The organism is Pseudofrankia coriaricola (assembly GCF_001854805.1).
Taxonomy (GTDB): Bacteria; Actinomycetota; Actinomycetes; order Frankiales; family Frankiaceae; genus Pseudofrankia.
In genome coordinates this window covers 201,927-222,170 of sequence record NZ_MBLO01000210.1, presented here as the reverse complement: position 1 = coordinate 222,170, position 20,244 = coordinate 201,927, and the positions used below count along the sequence as shown (strand labels likewise).

Below are 20,244 nucleotides of genomic sequence, written 5' to 3'. Positions count from 1 at the left end.
CTGGTTCGCTCCGTGCGGGCACGGCGCTCCGGCCTCGTGGTCAACAAGCCCCGGGTTGGGGTGGAAGGTTGTTTCTGGTTCGCTCCGTGCGGGCACGGCGCTCCGGCCCCTTACTCGCTTCGCTCCCAAGGGACCTCCGCGCCGTGTCCTCCTCCGCGAACGGGCGCTCCGGCGACCTCGCTGCGGCTTCCCTACGTCGCTTCGCTCGTAGGGAAGCCTCCGCGAGGCGCGCCTCCGCGCCAGCCCGGTCGCGTGCCGCTTGAACGTGACCAATCCAGACCGGGCCTAATCCGGACAGCTCCATGCGGGAGCCACAGGTCAGGCACGGACACCGCCCTACGAGCGCAGCGAAGTGGCCCTACCGATGGGCCTGCTTCGGTTGGTGACGTTCAGCGGCGGGTGACCGTGCGGGCGCGGAGGCGCACCTCGCGGAGGCCCGGCCCACGAGCGAAGCGACGTGGGCCGGGCCGCAGCGAGGTCGCCGCAGCGCCCGTGAGCGGAGGAGGACACCGCGCGGAGGTCCCTCGGGAGCGAAGCGAGTGAGGGGCCGGAGCGCGGTGCCCGGACGGAGCGAACCATCAACAACCTTCCCGCCTAACCCCGCCACTTCCCGACCAACCCCCGCCAACCCATTCCGCTTGGGAGCGAAGCGAGCAAGGTGCCGTTGTGCCGTTCACGCACGGAGTGAACCAGCGACATAACTTGGATCTCATGACGACTGATGGCGGGACGGCCGAGACGGCTCTGTGGCCGGCGGGGGCGGCGACGGGTGTCGGGTCGCTGCCGGGCATCGATCCGCTGGCGGCCGCGAAACTGGTGTTCGACGAGCTGCCGGACCTGCCGCATCTGGTCGAGCTGCCGGGCCGTGGTCCCGGCGGCGACATGCTGGGCCGGGCCGCTGTGATCGCACTGGATCTGCCGGTGGACCTGCAGCCGTCCGGCTGGCGGCTGGTGCCCCGGCCAGGCATGGACTACCGCCGGGCGCGCGGCCTGGTCGAGCACGACCTGGACGCGCTTGAGGAGGCGGCGCAGGGGTATGCCGGCCCGCTCAAGATCGCCGTCGCCGGGCCGTGGACGCTCGCGGCCGGCGTCGAGCTGACCCGCGGGCACAAGGCGCTGTCCGACCCGGGCGCGACCCGCGACCTGGCCGAGTCGCTGGCCGCCGGGCTCGCCGAGATGCTCGCCACCATCGCCCGGCGGGTGCCGGGCGCCCGGCTGCTCGTGCAGCTGGACGAGCCGTCGCTACCGGCCGTGATCGCCGGCAGGGTTCGCACGCCGAGCGGGTTCTCCGTGGTGCGCGCCGTCGAGGAGGGCCCGGCCGCCGAACGGCTCGCCCTGGTGCTGGCGGCCGCGAGCAGAGTGGACGGCGTGACTGGGGTTGGGGTGCACTGCTGCGCGCCGGACGTGCCGCTGGAGCTGCTGCGCAGGGCCGGCGCACAGTTCGTCGGCCTGGACGCCACGCTGCTCACCCAGAAGGCGGACGAGGCCATCGGCGAGGCGGTGGAGGCGGGGCTGCGCCTGATGATGGGGGTGGTCCCGTCGACCGACCAGCCGGGCGCGTCGCCACCGCCATCCCCGTCGGCCGGGGTCGCCGCGGACGCGGCGGCCGGCAGCGGGCCGCGCCGGCGGGCGGTGGCCGCGGCCGCCGCGGGGGCCAGGGCGTCCGCGCCGGGCACGGCGCGGGGCGCGGCCGGGCGGCTCGGGCTGCTCGACGGGGACGAGGGCGAGGGCGTCGGCGGCGAGGCCGATCGGGGCGGACCGGAACTGTCGGACCCGGGTCGTACGGTCGATCCGGTCCGGACGCTGTGGCGCCGGCTCGGATTCCGTCCCGAACGGCTCGCGGAGGTGGTCGCCGTGACCCCCACATGTGGACTCGCCGGCGCCAGCGAGCGATATGCCCGCCTGGCGATGCGGCACTGCCGGGCGGCGGCCCGGGTACTGGTGGAGTCGCCGGAATGAGTGGGGCCGAGGCGCCGGCGCCGACCGGCGCGGAGGAGGACGAGATCGCCGCCGGCGGGGTCCAGGAAGGCGCGGTGGAGGTCCCAGCCGAGGCCAGGGCGCGGGCCGCCGAGCTGACCCGGCTGCTCGACGAGTACGCCTACCAGTACTACGTGCTCGCGCGGCCGACCGTTCCGGACGCGCAGTACGACACGCTCTACCGCGAGCTCGTCGCGCTGGAGGAGCGCCACCCGTCGCTGCGCACCCCGGACTCGCCGACCCAGAAGGTCACCGAGACCCCGTCCGACCTGTTCGAGCCGGTGACGCACCTGGAGCGACTGTTGTCGCTCGACAACGCGTTCGACGAGGAGGAGTTCCAGGCCTGGGCGGCGAGGGCCACCAGGGAGGCGCCGGTCGGTGCCTGGCTGTGCGAGCTGAAGATCGATGGGCTGGCCGTCGACCTCGTCTACGAGGACGGCGTGCTGGTGCGGGCCGCGACCCGTGGCGACGGGCGGGTGGGGGAGGACATCACCGCCAACATCCGCACGCTCGCGAGTGTGCCGGTCCGGCTGCGTGGGTCGAAGGTGCCGGAGCTGCTCGAGGTCCGCGGCGAGGTGTTCTTCCCGGTCGCCGCGTTCAGGGCGCTCAACGAGTCGCGCGCCGCGGCCGGCAAGGAACTGTACGCCAACCCGCGCAACACCGCCGCCGGCTCGCTGCGGCAGAAGGACCCGAGGGTCACTGCGACGCGCGGGCTGGCGATGTACATGCACGGCATCGGTGCCCACCGCGGCTTCGACGTGCCCTCGCAGTCGGCGGCCTACGAGGCGTTCGCCCAGCTGGGGCTGCCCGTCTCGCCGCGCTACCGCGTCCTCGGCTCGATCGACGAGGTGCTCGGCTACATCCGCGAGTGGGGCGAGCACCGCCACGACGTCGAGCACGAGATCGACGGCGTCGTCGTCAAGGTCGACGACTTCACGCTCCAGGGCCGGCTCGGGGCCACGTCGAAGGCGCCGCGCTGGGCGATCGCGTACAAGTACCCGCCGGAGGAGGTGACGACCCGGCTGAAGTCGATCGAGGTCAACGTCGGGCGCACCGGCCGGGTCACCCCGTTCGCCGTCCTGGAGCCTGTCGTGGTCGCCGGCTCCACCGTCGGCCTCGCCACCCTGCACAACGCCGACCAGGTCAAGGCCAAGGGCGTCCTCATCGGAGACATGATCATCCTGCGCAAGGCGGGCGACGTCATCCCCGAGGTCCTGGGCCCGGTCGTCGACCTGCGGGACGGCAGCGAGCGCGAGTTCGTCTTCCCGACGCACTGCCCCGAGTGCGGCACCGAGCTGGTCCGTCCCGAGGGCGAGGCCGACACCCGCTGCCCGAACACGGTCGCCTGCCCCGCCCAGCGCCGGGAGGCGATCATCCACCTCGCCTCCCGCGGCGCGCTCGACATCGACGGCCTCGGCGAGGAGAGCGCGATCGACCTGATCGAGGCCGGGCGGATCAAGGACGTCGCCGACGTGTTCCACCTGACCGCGGCGTCGTTCGCCGGCCTGCCGCTGTTCGAGCGGCTGGAGATCGTCCGTGGGCCGGACAAGAAGCCGGTGAAGGGCCCGGACGGCAAGACGGCGCTGCGCCAGCCCGTGCCTGGCAAGAAGGTCGAGCAGATCCTGACGGGGATCGAGGTGGCCCGGCACCGCCCACTGTGGCGGCTGCTGGTCGGCCTGTCGATCCGGCACGTCGGCCCGGCCGCCGCCCAGGCACTCGCGAGGGAGCTGCGCTCGGTCGACGCGATCCGGGCGGCCTCGCTCGAGGAGCTGGCCGTCGTCGACGGCGTGGGCCCGACGATCGCCGCCGCCGTCACCGACTGGTTCGCCGACCCGAGCCACATCGACCTGGTGGAGCGGCTGCGCGCCGGTGGCGTCACCGTCGCGGACGAGGGCGCCGACGAGGGGCCGCGCCCGCTCGCCGGCCTCACCGTGGTCATCACCGGCAGCATGGAGGGCTGGACGCGCGACTCCGCGACCGAGGCGATCCAGAACCTCGGTGGCAAGGTGAGCGGTTCGGTCAGCAAGAAGACCAGCTTCGTCATCGCCGGCGAGAACGCCGGCTCCAAGTACGACAAGGCCGTCTCGCTGAAGGTCCCCATCCTCGATGGCCCCGGCTTCGCCGCCCTCCTCGAAAGCGGCCCCGAAGCCGCCCAGGAACTCGCCACCATCGGCGAGCCAGCGGGGACCGAGGCCGCGCCCGAAACCGCGGACCAACCAGACGAGGCCAGTTCCTAGCGAGCTCCTGCCGCGCCCCGGGCCGCCCGGAGCGCCACGGTCGGTGCCGCATTTCATGATCTGGTGTGATTTTGGGGCTGTAGCTCCGAGGATTCCACCAGATCATGAACGGCCCGCGCATCCGGGGCCGAGGCGGTGACGCGGCGCGGACATCCAACGGTTCTCCCCCGTCCCGGACCTGGGCCGAGGGAGAACCCGCCGGAGCCCTGCGCCGGGACGCGGATCATCCCCGGCTCCAGCGCCGCGGTGGCCGGCCGAGTCGGGTACCGCGCGGTTCCTCTGGGCGGCTCAGCGGGAGACGAGGCGTTCGGCGCGGACGAGCACGCTGATGTAGGCGGTCGGCAGGAGCCGGACGACGCGGTCCAGGGCGCGCGCGTCGGACCCGACCAGGATGCGTTTCTTGCCGCGCTCGACGCCGCGGACGATGATCTCTGCGGCCCTGTCGGCCGGCATCCTGAGCAGTTTCCGCTCGTACATCCGCTGCCCTGCGTGGAAGAGCGCGAGCTCATCGGCGGTGAACGACGCCGGCGCGACCGCCGAGCGCGCGATGTTGGTGGCGACGCCGCCGGGGTGCACGACGGTGACGCGTACGGGGTGGCCGAGGCTCAGCATCTCGGCGCGGACCGACTCGGTGAAGCCGCGGACCGCGAACTTGGACGTGCAGTAGGCACCGAGGAACTGCTGGGCCAGGAGCCCGTTCAGGCTGGAGACGTTGACGAGGTGGCCGTCGCCTGACTCGATGAGGCGCGGCAGGAACTCCTTGGTGCAGGAGATGACCCCGGAGAGGTTGACGGCGAGCACCCTGTCGAACAGCTCGTAGTCGGTGTCGAGAAATCCCGCACCGCTGGCGATTCCGGCGTTGTTGTACAGCTGGTGGACGACCCCGAAATGGGTGTGGACCTCCTTGGCGTACCCGACGACCGCCGCGCGGTCGGCCACGTCCACAGGGAGTGAATGGATTTCGGCCCCGAGCGCCCGCACCGCCTCGACGGTTTCCGCGAGCCCGTCCGCGTTGACGTCGCATACCGAAAGCCGGCCAGCCCGCCGCGCGATCGCGAGCGCGAGGGACCGGCCGATTCCCGAGCCGGCGCCGGTGACGACGGCGACCTTGCCCCGAAGCGTGGATGTGGAGGATGTGGAGGATGCGGAGGTCATGCGCCGGCTTCCTGGCGGAGTTCGGTGGCCGTTTTCTCGGCGGAGCTGTGGGCAGGGGTGCCCTCCGGGGACCTGCCGGTCGCGGTGCTCTCCGGAGAGCCGTCGGCGGCGGTGACCGCGGCGGCATCCGCGGCGGCACACGTGAACCGGAGCCACTCGTCGGCGATCGGTCCGCGGCGGATCAACTTCCTGTCGTCGTGGTAGCTGCTGGACATCACCCACGGTGTGCGCGGTCCCTGGCGCGGCAGGCTGTCGAGCGCGCGCCGCACGTACCCCGCACCGAAGTCCAGCAGCGGGCGGGTGGCCATCTCGGGGTCCGCGACGGCACAGGCCGTATCGAAGCCGTGCTCGTCCATGTGGGTGAGCAGCCGGCAGAAGTACTCGCACAGCAGGCCGATCTTCAGGGTCCATGACGAGTTCGTGTATCCGACGGCGAGCGCCAGGTTGGGCACGCCGCTGAGCATCAGCCCCCGGTACACGACCGTCTCCCGGAACGAGACCGGCTTTCCGTCGACCTGGAGCTGGGCTCCGCCAAGGACCTGGATGTTGAGACCCGTGGCGGTCACGATCACGTCCGCGGGCAGTTCCTCGCCCGACCGCAGGAGAATTCCCGTCTCGGTGAACGACGCGATCTGGTCCGTCACCATCGAGGCCTTCCCGGCCGCGAGCGCGCGGTAGAGATCGCGGTTGGGCGCCACGCACACGCGCTGGTCCCAGGGGTCGTACGGCGGGTTGAAATGCGTGTCGAGATCGAAGCCAGGTGGCAGTGCCCTGCGGTTGAGGTACCGGATCACGCGCCGCGCGATGGCCGGATACTTCCGGCAGAGAACCCAGATCAGGCGTTGACGGGCGATGTTCTTGCGCCGGGTGAGGGCGTGGCCGCGCCGCTCTCCGAAGACCTTGCGGAGACGGATCGCGGTCCTGTCCACGCGGGGCACGGGCAGGATGTAGGTGGGTGTGCGCTGGAGCATCGTCACGTGCGCGGCCGCGCCCTCGCCCCGGACCAGCGCCGGTACCAGCGTGACCGCCGTGGCGCCGCTCCCGATCACGACGACGCGCCTGCCCGCGTAGTCCAGGTCCTCGGGCCATGCCTGCGGGTGGACGATCTCGCCCGCGAACCGTTCGCGGCCCTCGAAGACCGGGGTGTAGCCCTCGTCGTACCGGTAGTACCCGGTGGCGGCGAAGATCCAGCTGGCGCGGAACGACACGAGCTCCGCCGGGCCGTCCGGACCCGCGCGGCGCTCCACCTCCACGGTCCAGCGAGCCGTCCGTGAGGACCACCCGGCCCGCACGACGCGGTGGTGGTAGCGGATATGCGGCCCGAGGCCGTCCTCGTCCGCCGCCGCGCGCAGGTACGCGAGGATGCTCGGCGCGTCGGCGATCGCCTCCCTGTCCTCCCACGGCTTGAACTCGTAGCCGAAGGTGTGCAGGTCCGAGTCGGAGCGGATGCCGGGATAGCGGAAGAGGTCCCACGTTCCCCCGAGGGACGCGCGGGCCTCCAGGATCGCGAAGCTCCTGGCGGGGTGCTCGGCCCGCAGGTAGTGGCCGGCCCCGATGCCCGACAGGCCCGCTCCGATGATCAGGACGTCGAGGCTCTCCATCTCGGCTGAGCTCTCCATGGTGGCTCCCGCTCAGGACACGATTGCGACATTCGCCACCGWGCGTCACCGCCCTGTCGGAAAGCCAGCACGATCTGCCTCGGTTTTGAGCATCCTATGGTGCAAACTGCCCGCATGAAGCCGTCGTGGCCGGTGCCCTCCGACCGCGTACGCGAGCTGATGCGCCGTGGTGCCGAGAGGGTGCTGTCGCCGGCGCCGGAGGTGCTCGCGCAGCTCAACGCGGCGTCGCTGAGTGGCCTGGGGACGCGGACGGTCGCGGCCGATCCCGCGCTCGCGGAGGCCACAGCCCGGGCGAACGCGGCCAACCTGCGGCAGTGGGCGGCCTGGAACGTCCAACGGCCCGCCGAGCGGGTGCCTCCCTACCTCGGCCCGGAGGCGATGGAGCTTGCCAGGGACCTCGTGCGGCGCGGCCTGGACCGCAGCGCGCTCGACTCCTACCGCACCTCCCAGAGCGCGGCCTGGCGCCTCTGGATGGACATCTGCTTCGAGCTCACCGCGGACCGCGAGGAACTCCAGGCCCTGCTCGACATCTCGGCCCTGTCCATCTCCACGTTCGTCGACGACACCGTCGAGGCCGTCTCCGCGCGGGTCGAGGCGGAGCGCGACGAACTCACCCGTGGCAGCCACGCGGAACGCATGGCGACCGTGACCCTTCTTCTCGAAGGCGCCCCACTCGCCAGGGGACACGCCGAGAGCCAGCTCGGCTACGGCCTCGCCGGGCCGCAGACCGCCGCCATCGTCTGGGCCACCGCGCCGGGCGACGGGCAGGCACTGGGCTCCGACGTGAGCGCGGACCTCGAGGCCGCGGCCGAGGCCCTCATGCGTGCCGGCGCGGCGACCCGCCGGCTGACGGTCGTCGCGAGCGTCGCCTCCCTGTGGGTCTGGCTCCCGGTCGCCGAGATACCTCAGGACGCGCAGCTCGAGTCCCGTCTGCGCACCCTGCACGACATCAGGATCGCGATCGGCCGCGGCGGCCGGGACCTCGACGGTTTCCGTCGCAGCCACCTGGACGCGGCGACCACTCAGCGGATGCTGACCAGGATCACCGCGCGCCAGCCGGTCACCCGGTTCCAGGACGTCCAACTCGTCGCGCTCATGACCGTCGATCCCGCGCTGGCCGACGAGTTCGTGGGCGACGCTCTCGGCCCGCTCGCGAGCGCCGACGCCGAGATCCGTCACACGGTCTCGACCTACGTGCGGGAGCAGTTCAACGCGTCTCGCGCCGCCCGGCGCCTTTACACCCACCGCAACACGGTTCTGCGCCGACTCGCCCACGCGGACCAGCTCCTGCCCCGTCCCCTGGCGGAGAACCCCCTGGACGTCGCGGCCGCACTGGAGATCGTCAGGCTGAGGGCGACAGAGACGAAATAGCGCCTACAGCGCCGGCCGACGAGACAACGACGCGGTGATGCCGGCGAGGTGAGCGAGGCGGGCTATCTCGGAGGAGCGGAACTTCGGGCCGCCGGGGCGGCCGACGAGGATGACCAGCTCGGGGCACCCGACCGGGGCGGCGGCCAGCTGCATCCCACGGTCGGCCCACCGGGCTGGCAGGCCGCCCTCGGCGGGGTCGATCTCGCGGGCCTCGGCGAGCGGCAGCCAGGGCACCGGCCGCGTCGCGCGCGGCGGGCTGGCGTAGTCGTCGACGCCGAGCTCGGGAGCGCCGACGGAGGCCTCCCTGATCCGCACGTCGCCTGGAGCGACCTGCTCGAGCAGCATCGCCCAGTCGGCGTGGAAGACGCCGGCGACCAGCTCGGCGAGCATGGCGGGGGCGTCCTCGGGGCGGTCGGTGAGCGCGTCCACGAGGTCCAGATCGTCGCTGACCCCGCCTCCGCTGGCGAGATAGGGGCGCAGCGACTCCACCCGGACGCCCGGTACCGACTGGGCTGCGGTCAGCACGCTGTCCGCGAGCCCGCCCGGCGGTAGCAGCACCAGCAGGTCGTCCACCGCGCCGTCCGGTGACCGCTCGACGACCGCGAGGCTGGCGATGTCGATCCCGACCCGCCCGAGCGCTGTCGCGACGGCCCCCAGCGCACCGGGTCGGTCGGGCAGCAGCAGGCGGAGGAGGTACGACATGACGCGAGCATTCCCGACCGGCGTGACACTCCGGTGACATCAGGGGGTTTTCCTCCGTGTCCCGCGCCGCAGGTCGGCCGGGCCGGTATCAGCGCGTAGTGGAGGGGCGAGTCACGGTGTCGCGGCGGTCACCCCAGCCGGGGGGACGGCCGCGACCCGGCCGGGCTCACGCCAGCGGACAGGCTACGCCGGGGGCCGCCAGCGGACCCGTACGATGACATCACACCGACACGCAGACACGCCGTGGCGTCGCCGGTCGTCGCGGATCGCGCCCGTCGCCGTCGCGGCCGGGTTGGCCCGGATTGCCGGTCGTGGCCAGGCCCGACCGGTTGCCCAGGCCCGACGCGCCGCGGCGGCTGCCAAACCGGGCTCGTCGCCGCCGCGCGGGCCACCGGGACCAGGCCTGGTGACCACAGTCGGTGAGGAAAATCGGTGGGCACCGCGCCTGCCGCGGCTGACAATCGGTGGGCTCGCGCCCGCCGCCGATGAGGGGGCCTACCGCATGGCCATCACCCGGGACGAGGTCGCGCACCTCGCCCGCCTGTCGCGGATGTCGCTGTCCGACGCCGAGCTCGACGCGCTCGCCCCACAGCTGGACCAGATCCTGGCCGCGGTCGCCCGGGTAACCGAGGTCGCCGCGGCCGACATCCCGCCGACCAGCCACGCCGTGCCGCTGACCAACGTCTTCCGGGCCGACGTGACCCGGCCGTCGCTCTCGGCCGACGAGGCGCTGGCCGCCGCTCCCGCCGCTGAGGACGACCGTTTCCGGGTACCCCGGATCCTCGATCCGGACGAGTGAGCCTTTTCCGTCACGGCCCCGGGCGCCGCGTCGACTCTGGCCACCCGCGGTGAACGGGAACAGCTTCCTTGGGCGGGCCGCTCCCCAGCACCGACCGCCAGGCGTCGCCGACAGCCGAGTATCGCTCCGGCCCGCCGCTCGCCGCGCCGGCCGCCGGGCGGGAGCGGCCACGAACCGCCAGGCGTGCCCCGCGGCGGGCCGCGCATCCGATGCCACCAGACTTCTGAGACAGCAGCCTCCGGGACGCGAAGGAAGATCATTTTCGCACTCCCTTTGGCTCATAGACATGTGAGGGACCGACAGCACCCATGACCGACGCCCCCGCCGACGTCGTCCGGCTTACCGCCGCCGAGACCGCGGCCGCGATCGCGGCCGGCGAGCTGTCCGCCGTCGAGGCCACCCAGGCGGCGCTCGACCGGGTCGCCAAGGTCGACGACGCCGTCCACGCCTTCCTGCACGTCGACGCCGAGGGCGCGCTCACCGCTGCGGCCGGGATCGACGCCCGCCGCGCCGCCGGCGAGCAGCTCGGCCCGCTCGCGGGCGTCCCGCTCGCGCTCAAGGACGTGCTCACCGCCAAGGGGATGCCGACAACGTGCGGCAGCAGGATCCTCCAGGGCTGGTACCCGCCGTACGACGCGACCGTGACGGCACGGCTGCGCGCCGCCGACATCGTGATCCTCGGCAAGGCGAACATGGACGAGTTCGCGATGGGCTCGTCCACCGAGAACTCCGCCTACGGCCCGACCCGCAACCCCTGGGACCTCGCCCGCATCCCGGGCGGCAGCTCCGGCGGCTCGTCGGCCGCCGTCGCCGCGTTCGAGGCGCCACTGGCGATCGGCACCGACACCGGTGGCTCGATCCGCCAGCCGGCCGCTGTCTGCGGCCTCGTCGGTGTCAAGCCGACCTACGGCGGGGTGAGCCGCTACGGCCTGGTGGCGTTCTCCAGCTCACTCGACCAGGCCGGCCCGCTCGCCCGTACCGTCACCGACGCGGCCCTGCTGCACGCCGCGATCGCCGGGCACGACCCGATGGACTCGACCAGCGTGGAGGTGCCGATCCCGCCGGTCGTCGAGGCCGCGGCCCGCCTCGAGGTGCTCGGCATGCGGATCGGCGTCGTGCGCGAGCTGTCCGGCGAGGGCTACGAGCCGGGGGTGCAGGCCCGCTTCGACGAGGCGGTCGAGCTGCTCTCCCAGCTGGGCGCCGAGATCGTCGAGGTGAGCTGCCCACACTTCGACTACGCGCTGCCGGCCTACTACCTGATCGCGCCCAGCGAGTGCTCGTCCAACCTCGCCCGGTTCGACGCGATGCGCTTCGGCCTGCGGGTCGGGGACAACGGCGAGGCCGGCGCCGAGGAGGTCATGAGCCGTACCCGCGAGGCCGGCTTCGGCCCCGAGGTCAAGCGCCGGGTCATCCTCGGCACCTACGCCCTGTCGAGCGGCTACTACGACGCCTACTACGGCCAGGCGCAGAAGGTGCGCACGCTGATCAGCCGTGACTTCGCCGCGGCCTTCGAGCGGGTGGACGTCCTGGTGTCGCCGACGACGCCGACGGTCGCGTTCCCGATCGGGGCCAAGGCCGACGACCCGATCGCGATGTACCTCAACGACCTCTGCACGATTCCGGCGAACCTCGCGGGTGTGCCGGCGATGAGCGTGCCGGCCGGCCTGTCCGAGGGGCTGCCGGTGGGTTTCCAGATCATGGCCCCCGCCTTCGCCGACGACCGTCTCTACCAGGTCGGCGGCACGCTGGAAGCCGCCCTTGACGCCCGCCGCGGCCACCCCCTCCTCGACGCCGCCCCCGCCCTCTAGTGACTCCGGGAGGAGGGCGCCGGGCGCGCGAAGGAAGACCGTTTTCGCGCCTCCTTCGGCTCTTTGACGGGAGCGGCGCCCAGCCGGACCGCTCAACACCACACGGAAGGACAACCGCCATGGTCAAGCTGCGCAGTACGCGGCAGGACCGGACGCTGCTGATCGCGGTGTGGGTCCTCACCGTCATCGTGCTCGTTCTCGGTGGGCTCGCGAAGAGCCCGATCCTGCTGGTGTGGGGAACGGTCGGGCTGATCGCCGCGATCTACCTCACCCGCGTCCATTTCCGTGACACCCGTTCCCGGGGCCTGGGGCCGGACATCGGCTCCGGCGGCCCGCCAGGTTCGGGCCCAGGCGACGGCGAGGGCGAGGATGCGGCGCCAGGCCAGCCGGTCGCTGACGCCACCGCCAAGACCGACACATCAGACGTCGAGGAGTCCAGGTGAGTACCCCGGCCGCCGTCATGACCACCCCGTCCTACGAGGACGCGTTCGCCCGCTACGAGCCGGTGATCGGCCTGGAGACCCACGTCGAGCTCGGCACCGCGTCGAAGATGTTCTGCGGCTGCGCGACCGCTTTCGGCGCTCCGCCGAACAGCCAGGTCTGCCCGGTCTGCCTCGGCCTGCCCGGCGCGCTGCCGGTCGTCAACGAGGCGGCCATCCGGTTCGCCGTGATGATCGGGCTGGCGCTGAACTGCCAGATCGCGAGCTGGTGCCGGTTCGCCCGGAAGAACTACTTCTACCCGGACATGCCGAAGAACTTCCAGATCAGCCAGTACGACGAGCCGCTGTGCACGGACGGGTGGCTGGCGGTCGAGGTCGACGGTGAGGTGCACCGGGTCGGCATCACCCGGGTGCATCTGGAGGAGGACACCGGCAAGTCGCTGCACGTCGGCGGCGCGACCGGGCGCATCCACGGGGCGACCCATTCGCTGGTCGACTACAACCGGGCCGGCATCCCGCTCGTCGAGATCGTCACGGAGCCGGACGTGCGCACGCCCGAGGTGGCCCGCGCCTACGTCGAGGAGCTGCGCGAGCTGTGCCGCGCCCTCGCCGTCTCCGACGTCCGGATGGAGCAGGGCTCGCTGCGCTGCGACGCGAACGTGTCGCTGCGCCTCCGGGTCGGCCCGGGAGAGGCGGAGAAGCCGTTCGGCATCCGCAGCGAGACGAAGAACCTCAACTCGCTGCGGTCCGTCGAGCGCGCCATCCGCTCCGAGATCGTCCGGCAGGCGGGGCGGCTCGACGCCGGCGAGCGGATCATCCAGGAGACCCGCCACTTCGACGAGGCCTCCGGCCGCACCTCGTCCGGCCGCTCGAAGGAGGAGGCGACCGACTACCGGTACTTCCCCGAGCCCGACCTCACCCCGCTGGCCCTGTCCCGGGAGTACGTCGAAGCGGTTCGCGCGTCGCTGACGGAGCTGCCGTCGCAGCGGCGCGCCCGGCTGATCGCCGAGCATGGCTTCTCCGACCGCGACCTTGTCGACATGCGCAACGCCGGCGTGCTCGACCTCGTCGAGCAGACGATCGCCGCCGGAGCGCCGGCCCCGGCTGCCCGGAAATGGTGGCTCAACGAGCTGCCCCGCCGCGCCGCAGGCGCCGGCGTCACCCCGGCGGAGCTCGCGATCCGGCCGGTCCAGGTCGCCCGCGTCATCGAACTGATCGCCGGGGGAAGCCTGACCGACGCCCTCGCCCGCAAGGTGATCGACGGGGTGCTCGCCGGCGAGGGCGGCCCGGACGAGGTCGTCGCGGCGCGTGGCCTCGCGGTCGTCACCGACGACTCGGCGCTGTCCGCCGCCGTCGACGCGGCGATCGCCGCCGCCCCCGAACTCGTCGACAAGTTCCGCGCCGGCAAGCTCAACGCCGTCGGCCCGCTCGTCGGCGCCGTCATGAAGGCGATGAAGGGCAAGGCCGACGCCGCCACCGTCCGCGCCCTCCTCCTGGAGCGCCTCGGCGCCGCCTAAGGCTGTCCCGCGGCGGACGCTCCGCGCCCGCCGCCGGGCGCAGCCTGTCGGGCGCAGAGCGCCCTCCCCACGTGGTTCCGGGCCCTGGCTTATGGCGGTGGTGGAGCCGATCCCGGGCTGATGACGTGGCTGGGTTGGCACTGCGCTGATGCGCCGTCACTAGTTGTGGCTGGGATACGTGGACAGGTCGCCAGAAGGGCGCTAACGCCGTGAAGCTTGGATGTCCGGGTTCGATGGTCGAGTTGTGATCGGTCTCTAAGCGGCCGGGTTCCGGCATCTTCATGTGCGAGCATGGGGCAAATGGCCGCCTCGACCAGGACGCTGTACGCGACGAGCGATCTGCACGTCCGCTACCCGGACAACCGGGCCGTGGTCGAGGCGATGCGGCCGACGGGGGACGACGACTGGCTGCTCGTCGTCGGTGACGTCGCCGACTTCGTGGACGAGATCCGCTGGGCGCTCGCGCTGCTCGCGAGCAGGTTCGCCCAGGTGGTCTGGGTGCCCGGCAACCACGAGCTGTGGACGCCCAAGCGCGACCCGGTTCAGCTGCGCGGTGTCGCCCGCTACTGGCACCTCGTCGACATCTGCCGGGAGCTGGGCGTGCTTACCCCCGAGGACCCGTACCCGGTCTGGGACGGCCCCGGCGGGCCGGTGGTCATCGCGCCGATGTTCCTGCTTTACGACTACACGTTCCGCCCCGAGGGCACGTCGACGAAGGCCGAGGCGCTCGCCTACGCCCATTCCACCGGTGTCGTCTGCTCCGACGAGTTCCTGCTGCACCCCGACCCGTTCCCGGCCCGCGACGACTGGTGCCGGGCCCGGGTCGCGCAGACCGAGAAGCGGCTCGCCGAGCTCCCGGCGGACGGCCCGCCGACCGTGCTGGTCAACCACTTCCCGTTGGTTCGGGAGCCGACCAGGGTGCTGCGCTATCCCGAGTTCGCCCAGTGGTGCGGCACCGAGCTGACCGCCGACTGGCACGTGCGCTTCCGCGCCGCCGCCGCCGTCTACGGCCACCTGCACATCCCCCGCACCACGGTCTACGACGGCGTCCGCTTCGAGGAGGTCTCGCTCGGCTACCCCCGCGAGTGGACCCGCCGCCCCGCCCACTACCAGCGCCCCCCGCTGCGCCGGATCCTGCCCGTCGATCCCGTCGCGTCCTGATCTCAGCCGGGCGCGGAGGCCGTGCCGGCGGGAGCGGAACCAGCGGCGGTGGTCGGGGCGGGGAGATTGCCGTCGAGGGCGTTCAGGAAGGCGGCGGCGACCGGGGCGGCGGACTCGGCGCCGAAGCCGCCGTTCTCGATGAGGACCGCGAAGGCGACCGGGCCGCGGTAGCCGACGAACCAGGCGTGGGTCGGCGGCGGGTTGCCGTCGATGTACTCGGCGGTGCCGGTCTTGCCGAAGACCTCACCGGGGAACGGCACGCCCGCCGCGGTCCCGTCGGTGATCACGGCCCGCATGAACGCCCGCAGGTCCGGCAGGATCTTCGGCGGCAGCTGGTTCGTCCGGGTGGGGCCACCGACCACGAACGGCGCGCGCCAGGTGCCGCTGGCCACGGCGGCGGCGACGCTCGCCATCTGCATCGGGGAGGCGGCCACCCGGCCCTGGCCGATCGACGCGGACGCCGTCTCCGCGGCGTCCTTCGGAGTGGGGAAGAAGCCGCCGACGCTCGCGATCGGCAGCGGCGGGTTTCCGTCGAAGCCGTACAGCCGGGCGGCCTGAGCGAGCGCGTCCGGCGGCAGCGAGCCGGCCAGGTTGATGAAGGCGGTGTTGCAGCTGCGCGCGAACGCGTCGCGCAGCGTCAGCGGCCCGAGCTTCTCGTTCTCGGCGTTGGAGAAGCTGCGCCCTCCGGCGGAGGCCGTCGCGGAGCAGTCCAGCGGGGTGTTCCGGTCGCGGCCGTTCATCAGCGCCGCGGTCGCTGTCACGATCTTGAAGGTGGAGCCGGGCGGGTAGGTGCCGCGCAGCGCCCGCCCAAAGCCGTTGAGGGGATGGTTCGCCGCGGCGAGGATGCCGCCGGTGCGGACGTCGACCGCCACCAGCGCGCCGGCCGGCCACCGCGACGTCGCCAGTGCCTGTTCCGCCGCTCGCTGCACCCCGAGGTCGACGGTCGTGCGGATCTTGTCGCCGTCGGCCATCGTCCAGCTGTACGGCGTCCGCACGACGGCGCCCCGCGCGTCACGCAGCACGACCTGGCCGCCGCTCGCCGCGAGACGGTCGTCGTAGGCCCGCTGCAGGCCGGTCGGCGGGGACACCTGGCCGATGAGGTTGCCGGCGAGCTCCGGATCCGCCGCCAGCGGCTGGCCGGCACGGTCGAGGAGCTCGCCGCGGCGGGCCGTCGACCCGGTGCGGTCGAAGTGCAGGCCCGGCGCGAGCTGGGGGTGCACGGAGCCGAGCAGCGCCCGCACCTTCCACCCGGCGGCGGTCTTCGCGAGCGACAGCTTGCCGGAGTACGGCCAGGGAGCTGCTTCGTCGGCGAGACGCAGGGCCGCCGTGTAGGCGACGGTCGCGGTGGTGCCGGCGCGGTGGGCCTCACCGGGGGTGAACGTCGCGTCGGTCAGCCGCAGCCGGTCGCGCATGTCGGCCATTGCCGCGATGAGCGTCGGGACGTCGACGTCGCCCGGGACGGTCACCGCGGTGATCCCCGCCTGGCCGGCGCCCGGGCCTTGGCGCCCGCGGGTGGCGTCGTCGCTGGGCAGGCCAGCCGCGGGGTCAGCCGCGGCGGGAAGCACGAGCGCGGCGGGCGCGACCGAGGTGGCCGGCTGGGCTGTCGGGCTCGGCGGAACCGGTGCGTCGCCGTTCGTCACGCCGCCGCCCCCGACGTTCGGCGTCACGGGCGGCGGAGTGGACTCGTCGATCGAGCGCCACGCCGCGAGGTAGGCCAGGGCGGTGTCCCGGACGGCCCGGTCCGCGGCCGCGTGGTCCCGTTGGACCTTCCAGAGGTAGCCGCCGCCGGCCCCGGCGCCGAGCAGGACGACGAGGGCCGCCGCCAGGGCGACCCCGCGCCGCGACCCGCGGCGACGCCGGCCTGGCATGGCCGTGAAACCGCCTGGAGTCAGTGGCACGGCGCCACCCCCCGATCTATGCGACCGTCCGTGTCTGGGACAAGTCCCCAGGTGCTGTCACTGGGGTTCCGACGGCCGTACCTTACGCTGCGTAGCCACGCTGCGCCCGCCGCGTTGGGCTCATGGTGGTGGATGGCGTGCCGGCGGCTCGCATGCCGCTCTCTGGCCGCTCGCGGTGAGTTGCCGGTATGGGCTGCTCCGCGCCGTCGCGATGACGACGGACGACGCGCCCGAGTCGGATCGGCCGCGTCGCGTCTCCCGCTGCGCGTCGTCGCGAGGCGCCCGGACAGGGCGCGAGCGATGACTACTTAGGGTGATACCAGCCAGCCAGCCAGCCAGCCAGCCGAGGTGGCTTGCGGCGTCGGGCCGGAGGCCCGCGGGCGTCAGGCCGGCGTGGCTACGGCGCCGAGCTGGTCGATCAGCGACGTCAGCCCGGGGAGCTGCGCGGTGCAGGCCAGCGTCTTCACGCCCTGGTCCCAGGCGTCGGGACCGGGCTCCAGCGCGCCGGAGACGGGGGAGGCGCCCGGCTGCGCGTGCCCGGGGACCGGGGAGCGGCCCGGCTGCGCGTGGCTCACGTAGCTGTTGAACGCGTCGCCGCAGTTGGTCGGCAGGAGACCGTCCAGTTCACTCCTGCCTGGCCAGACGCCGGGCAGGCTCAGGCTCAGGTCGATCAACTTGATGACTTCGGCGCGGTGCGGCTGGCCGCATTGCACGACCTCGGCGGCATCGGCACCCGCCGAGCTGGCCGGGTCCCAGTTCACACAGTCACCGACCCGCAGCGACGACAGCAGCGGCGGCGTGACGAGCACCCCGCCGGCGGTGCGCGGCGCCAGCGGTGCCGACGCGGTGGGGCTCGTGCGAGCGGTGCCCGGGGCCGCGGCCGCGGTCGTGCCCGCTCGGCTGTTGCTGTGCCGCAGCGCGACGACGATGCTGATCACTCCGGCGAGCACGGCGAGGAAGGCGACGACACGCGCGGCCCGGCGGCGACGGAACCCTGGTCGCGGCGCCCAGACCATCCGGTGCATGCCCGCCGGCAGGCGGCGGCTCGCCGGTACGACCTGACAGCGCCCGGGATCCCGCCGATCAGCCGTTCGGCCACGTTCGGCCGCGGACGGCTCGATGAACCGGGCAGCCCGGACGAAACCTTCATCCAGATGCAGGTTCTCGAAGGGATCCCGGTGCTCCGCGGGCTCCCGCTCCGGCGACGCCATGGGAGCAACGGTAAACCCGCGCCGGCCCATCTCGGTGGTCTTTCCCTCAACGACTGTACAGACCACAACGAATGCCCCATGGCCGCCGGCTGCCGGCAGCCGCGATTTGGGCTGATCGGGCACGGGAACCGACGCTCGGTAGCGTGGTGGCAACGTGCAGTGCAGTTCCGTCGCACGCCGCTTCCACGTCGCGCGACATGCGACTAGAGCCGCGTCAGCGAACGTTCGCCCCGCCACCTGCTCCAGCAGGTCAACGATCAGTCAGACGCTACGTCTCACCGGCGGCGCGCTACGTCTGACTGATAGCCAGAACTCCCGCCGCGGCGGGCCAACGTTGCCTGTCGAGGCGACTGGCTGTCGGTGCCGGCCAGCCCCCGAACGTTCGGGGGCTGGCAGCAACCCGGGCCGCCGAGCTTTCGGTCGATTTTCGTCCCCGGCCGCGGCATGGAGGCGGATGAGCCGTGCTGGTTCTCCGGCTTCCCCTTCCCCGCCGGTCGCGTGCGAGCCCCGGCCGGCCTCGGACCTACGCGAGACCGGGCGCGCGGAAACCGGCGGGGAAGCGGCGCCTGCCTAGCGGCCGACGGTGACGCTCACGGCGCGAGCGTACGGAGCACCGATGATCTTGGCGATCTCCTGCAGGATGTCGGCAGGGACGGCGTCGTCCAGGGACAGCGACATCAGCGCCTGCCCACCCGCCTCCAGGCGGCTGACCTGGGCGTTCGCGATGTTGATGCTCGCGTCTCCCAGCAGCTCGCCGACGGCTCCGACGATGCCCGGCCGGTCCTCGTACCGGAAGAACGCCAGATGTGCCTCAGGCCGCAGATCCACCTCGAACGCGTCGATCGCGGTGATCTTCTCGACCTGCCGGGTGCCGACCAGCGTCCCCGAGACCGAGACCACCGTGCCGTCCGGCAGCGCGCCCCGCAGCGTCACCAGGTTGCGGTAGTCGGGGCTCTCACGATGCGTCTCGAGCGCGACCTCGACGTGGCGCTCCTTGGCGAGCAGCGGAACGTTCACGTAGGTGACCTGCTCCTCGACGACGTCGGCGAACACGCCCTTAAGAGCGGCCAGCTGCAGCACGGAGACATCGAACTCCGTGATTTCGCCGAGGACCTCGACGGTCAGGTTCTCCGGCAGGCCGCCGGCGATGCCGGTGAACACCTGGCCGAGCTTCTCCGCCAAAGACAGGCCGGGACGGACATCCTCGGCCACCACGCCACCGGCCTGGACGTTGACCGCGTCCGGCACGAACTCGCCCTGCAGCGCCAGGCGCACCGAACGAGCGACCGCCAGGCCCGCCTTCTCCTGTGCCTCGTTCGTCGAAGCCCCCAGGTGTGGGGTGACGACGACGTTCTCCAGCCCGAACAGCGGCGAGGAGGTGGTCGGCTCCTTGAGGAAGACGTCGACGCCGACGCCGCCGACCTGCCCCGAGCGCACCGCGTCGGCGAGCGCCCGCTCGTCGACCAGCCCGCCGCGGGCCGCGTTGATGACGATCACGCCCCGCCTGACCTTCGCCAGCTCCTCCGCGCCGATGAGCCCGAGCGTCTCCGGGGTCTTCGGCAGGTGAATCGTGATCATGTCGCTGATCCGCAGCAGCTCGTCGAGGTCGACGAGGCGGACGCCCATCTGCGCGGCCCTGGCCGGGGCGAGGTAGGGGTCGTAGGCGACCAGCTGCATGCCGAACGCCGCCAGCCGCTGCGCGACCAGCTGGCCGATCCGGCCGAGGCCGACGATGCCGGCGACCTTCTCGGTCAGCTCGACACCGGTGTATTTCGAACGCTTCCACTCGCCGTTCTGCAGCGCCTTGTCGGCGGCCGGCACGCGGCGGGCGACGGCGAGCAGCAGCGCGATCGCGTGCTCGGCGGCGCTGACGATGTTCGACTGCGGCGCGTTCACGACCATGACACCCCGGGTCGTCGCGGCGGGGATGTCGACGTTGTCGAGGCCGATGCCCGCGCGGGCGACGACCTTGAGCTTGCGCGCGGCGGCCAGCGCCTCGGCGTCCATCTTCGTCGCGGACCGGATGATCACCGCGTCCACGTCGGCGAGCGCGGGCAGCAGCGCGGACCGGTCGGCGCCGTCCACGTGGCGGACCTCGAAGTCCCCGGACAGCACCTCCAGCCCGGCCGGCGAGAGCTCCTCGGCTACGAGTACGACGGGCACTGGGATCTCCTCATCGAGAGCACTTGGCCAAAGGCGATGCGATCATGTTTTCTCGCACCGCCGGAGGCCATCCGTGACAGACAAGGCCGCAGGCGATGCGATGATGCCCTCCCCGCGTCGCCGGAGGCCTGCAGTGACAGAGCACACAGCGGTGATCGCGAGTTCACCCGCCGGTCACCGCCGACC

Annotated in this window: 14 protein-coding genes; 8 read left to right on the top strand and 6 right to left on the bottom strand. The window is 72.7% G+C overall.

What is annotated here, in order from left to right:
- Positions 1-711 precede the first annotated feature (711 nt).
- Together BCD48_RS24030 and ligA are read left to right on the top strand one after the other, a co-directional pair.
- Complete coding sequence (locus tag BCD48_RS24030; protein WP_071050617.1) at positions 712-1,959, top strand: methionine synthase; 1,248 nt, start codon at positions 712-714, stop codon at positions 1,957-1,959.
- Positions 1,956-4,214, top strand: coding sequence for an NAD-dependent DNA ligase LigA (ligA, locus tag BCD48_RS24025; protein WP_071050616.1), 2,259 nt, complete (start codon positions 1,956-1,958; stop codon positions 4,212-4,214). The genes BCD48_RS24030 and ligA overlap by 4 nt, the downstream gene beginning before the upstream one ends.
- Before the next feature lie 288 nt (positions 4,215-4,502).
- Here ligA and BCD48_RS24020 read toward each other — a convergent pair whose 3' ends face one another.
- Together BCD48_RS24020 and BCD48_RS24015 are read right to left on the bottom strand one after the other, a co-directional pair.
- Positions 4,503-5,369 carry an SDR family NAD(P)-dependent oxidoreductase gene (locus tag BCD48_RS24020; protein ID WP_071050615.1) on the bottom strand — a complete coding sequence of 289 codons (867 nt, stop codon included), beginning with the start codon at positions 5,367-5,369 and terminating at the stop codon, positions 4,503-4,505.
- Positions 5,366-6,988 (bottom strand): flavin-containing monooxygenase, encoded by a 1,623-nt coding sequence (locus tag BCD48_RS24015; protein ID WP_083419097.1) that lies wholly within the window; start codon positions 6,986-6,988, stop codon positions 5,366-5,368. Before BCD48_RS24015 ends, BCD48_RS24020 begins: the two co-directional genes overlap by 4 nt.
- Positions 6,989-7,102: 114 nt before the next feature.
- On the opposite strand from BCD48_RS24015, the gene BCD48_RS24010 reads away from it, so the two are divergent.
- Positions 7,103-8,359, top strand: coding sequence for a PucR family transcriptional regulator (locus BCD48_RS24010; protein WP_241841948.1), 1,257 nt, complete (start codon positions 7,103-7,105; stop codon positions 8,357-8,359).
- Between the two features lie 3 nt (positions 8,360-8,362).
- Here BCD48_RS24010 and BCD48_RS24005 read toward each other — a convergent pair whose 3' ends face one another.
- On the bottom strand, positions 8,363-9,061 hold the full coding sequence (locus BCD48_RS24005) for an ACT domain-containing protein (protein ID WP_071050612.1): 699 nt from the start codon (positions 9,059-9,061) through the stop codon (positions 8,363-8,365).
- A gap of 502 nt (positions 9,062-9,563) precedes the next feature.
- Between BCD48_RS24005 and gatC the strand changes: the two genes are divergently transcribed.
- The 5 genes from gatC (at position 9,564) to BCD48_RS23980 (ending at position 14,786) form a co-directional block, all read left to right on the top strand.
- On the top strand, positions 9,564-9,860 hold the full coding sequence (gene gatC, locus BCD48_RS24000) for an Asp-tRNA(Asn)/Glu-tRNA(Gln) amidotransferase subunit GatC (protein ID WP_071050650.1): 297 nt from the start codon (positions 9,564-9,566) through the stop codon (positions 9,858-9,860).
- Between the two features lie 308 nt (positions 9,861-10,168).
- Positions 10,169-11,668, top strand: a complete 1,500-nt coding sequence (gene gatA, locus BCD48_RS23995) for an Asp-tRNA(Asn)/Glu-tRNA(Gln) amidotransferase subunit GatA (protein ID WP_071050611.1) — start codon at positions 10,169-10,171, stop codon at positions 11,666-11,668.
- A 119-nt stretch (positions 11,669-11,787) separates the two neighbouring features.
- Positions 11,788-12,111, top strand: coding sequence for a hypothetical protein (locus tag BCD48_RS23990; protein WP_071050610.1), 324 nt, complete (start codon positions 11,788-11,790; stop codon positions 12,109-12,111).
- 17 nt (positions 12,112-12,128) lie between these two features.
- Positions 12,129-13,625: an Asp-tRNA(Asn)/Glu-tRNA(Gln) amidotransferase subunit GatB gene (gene gatB / locus BCD48_RS23985; protein ID WP_198543363.1), complete on the top strand. Its 1,497-nt coding sequence runs from the start codon at positions 12,129-12,131 to the stop codon at positions 13,623-13,625.
- 300 nt (positions 13,626-13,925) lie between these two features.
- Positions 13,926-14,786, top strand: a complete 861-nt coding sequence (locus BCD48_RS23980) for a metallophosphoesterase family protein (RefSeq protein WP_116271635.1) — start codon at positions 13,926-13,928, stop codon at positions 14,784-14,786.
- 2 nt (positions 14,787-14,788) lie between these two features.
- Here BCD48_RS23980 and BCD48_RS23975 read toward each other — a convergent pair whose 3' ends face one another.
- The 3 genes from BCD48_RS23975 to serA all read right to left on the bottom strand — a co-directional run bounded on the left by BCD48_RS23975 (position 14,789) and on the right by serA (position 20,058).
- On the bottom strand, positions 14,789-16,654 hold the full coding sequence (locus tag BCD48_RS23975) for a penicillin-binding transpeptidase domain-containing protein (protein WP_083419096.1): 1,866 nt from the start codon (positions 16,652-16,654) through the stop codon (positions 14,789-14,791).
- Positions 16,655-17,067: 413 nt separating this feature from the next.
- The gene (locus BCD48_RS23970; RefSeq protein WP_241841946.1) at positions 17,068-17,895 is read right to left on the bottom strand and encodes a septum formation family protein; all 828 of its coding nucleotides are present in this window, start codon (positions 17,893-17,895) and stop codon (positions 17,068-17,070) included.
- 570 nt (positions 17,896-18,465) lie between these two features.
- A complete protein-coding gene (gene serA, locus BCD48_RS23965) occupies positions 18,466-20,058 on the bottom strand; it encodes a phosphoglycerate dehydrogenase (RefSeq protein ID WP_071050605.1) in 1,593 nt (530 codons plus the stop codon).
- Positions 20,059-20,244 lie beyond the last annotated feature (186 nt).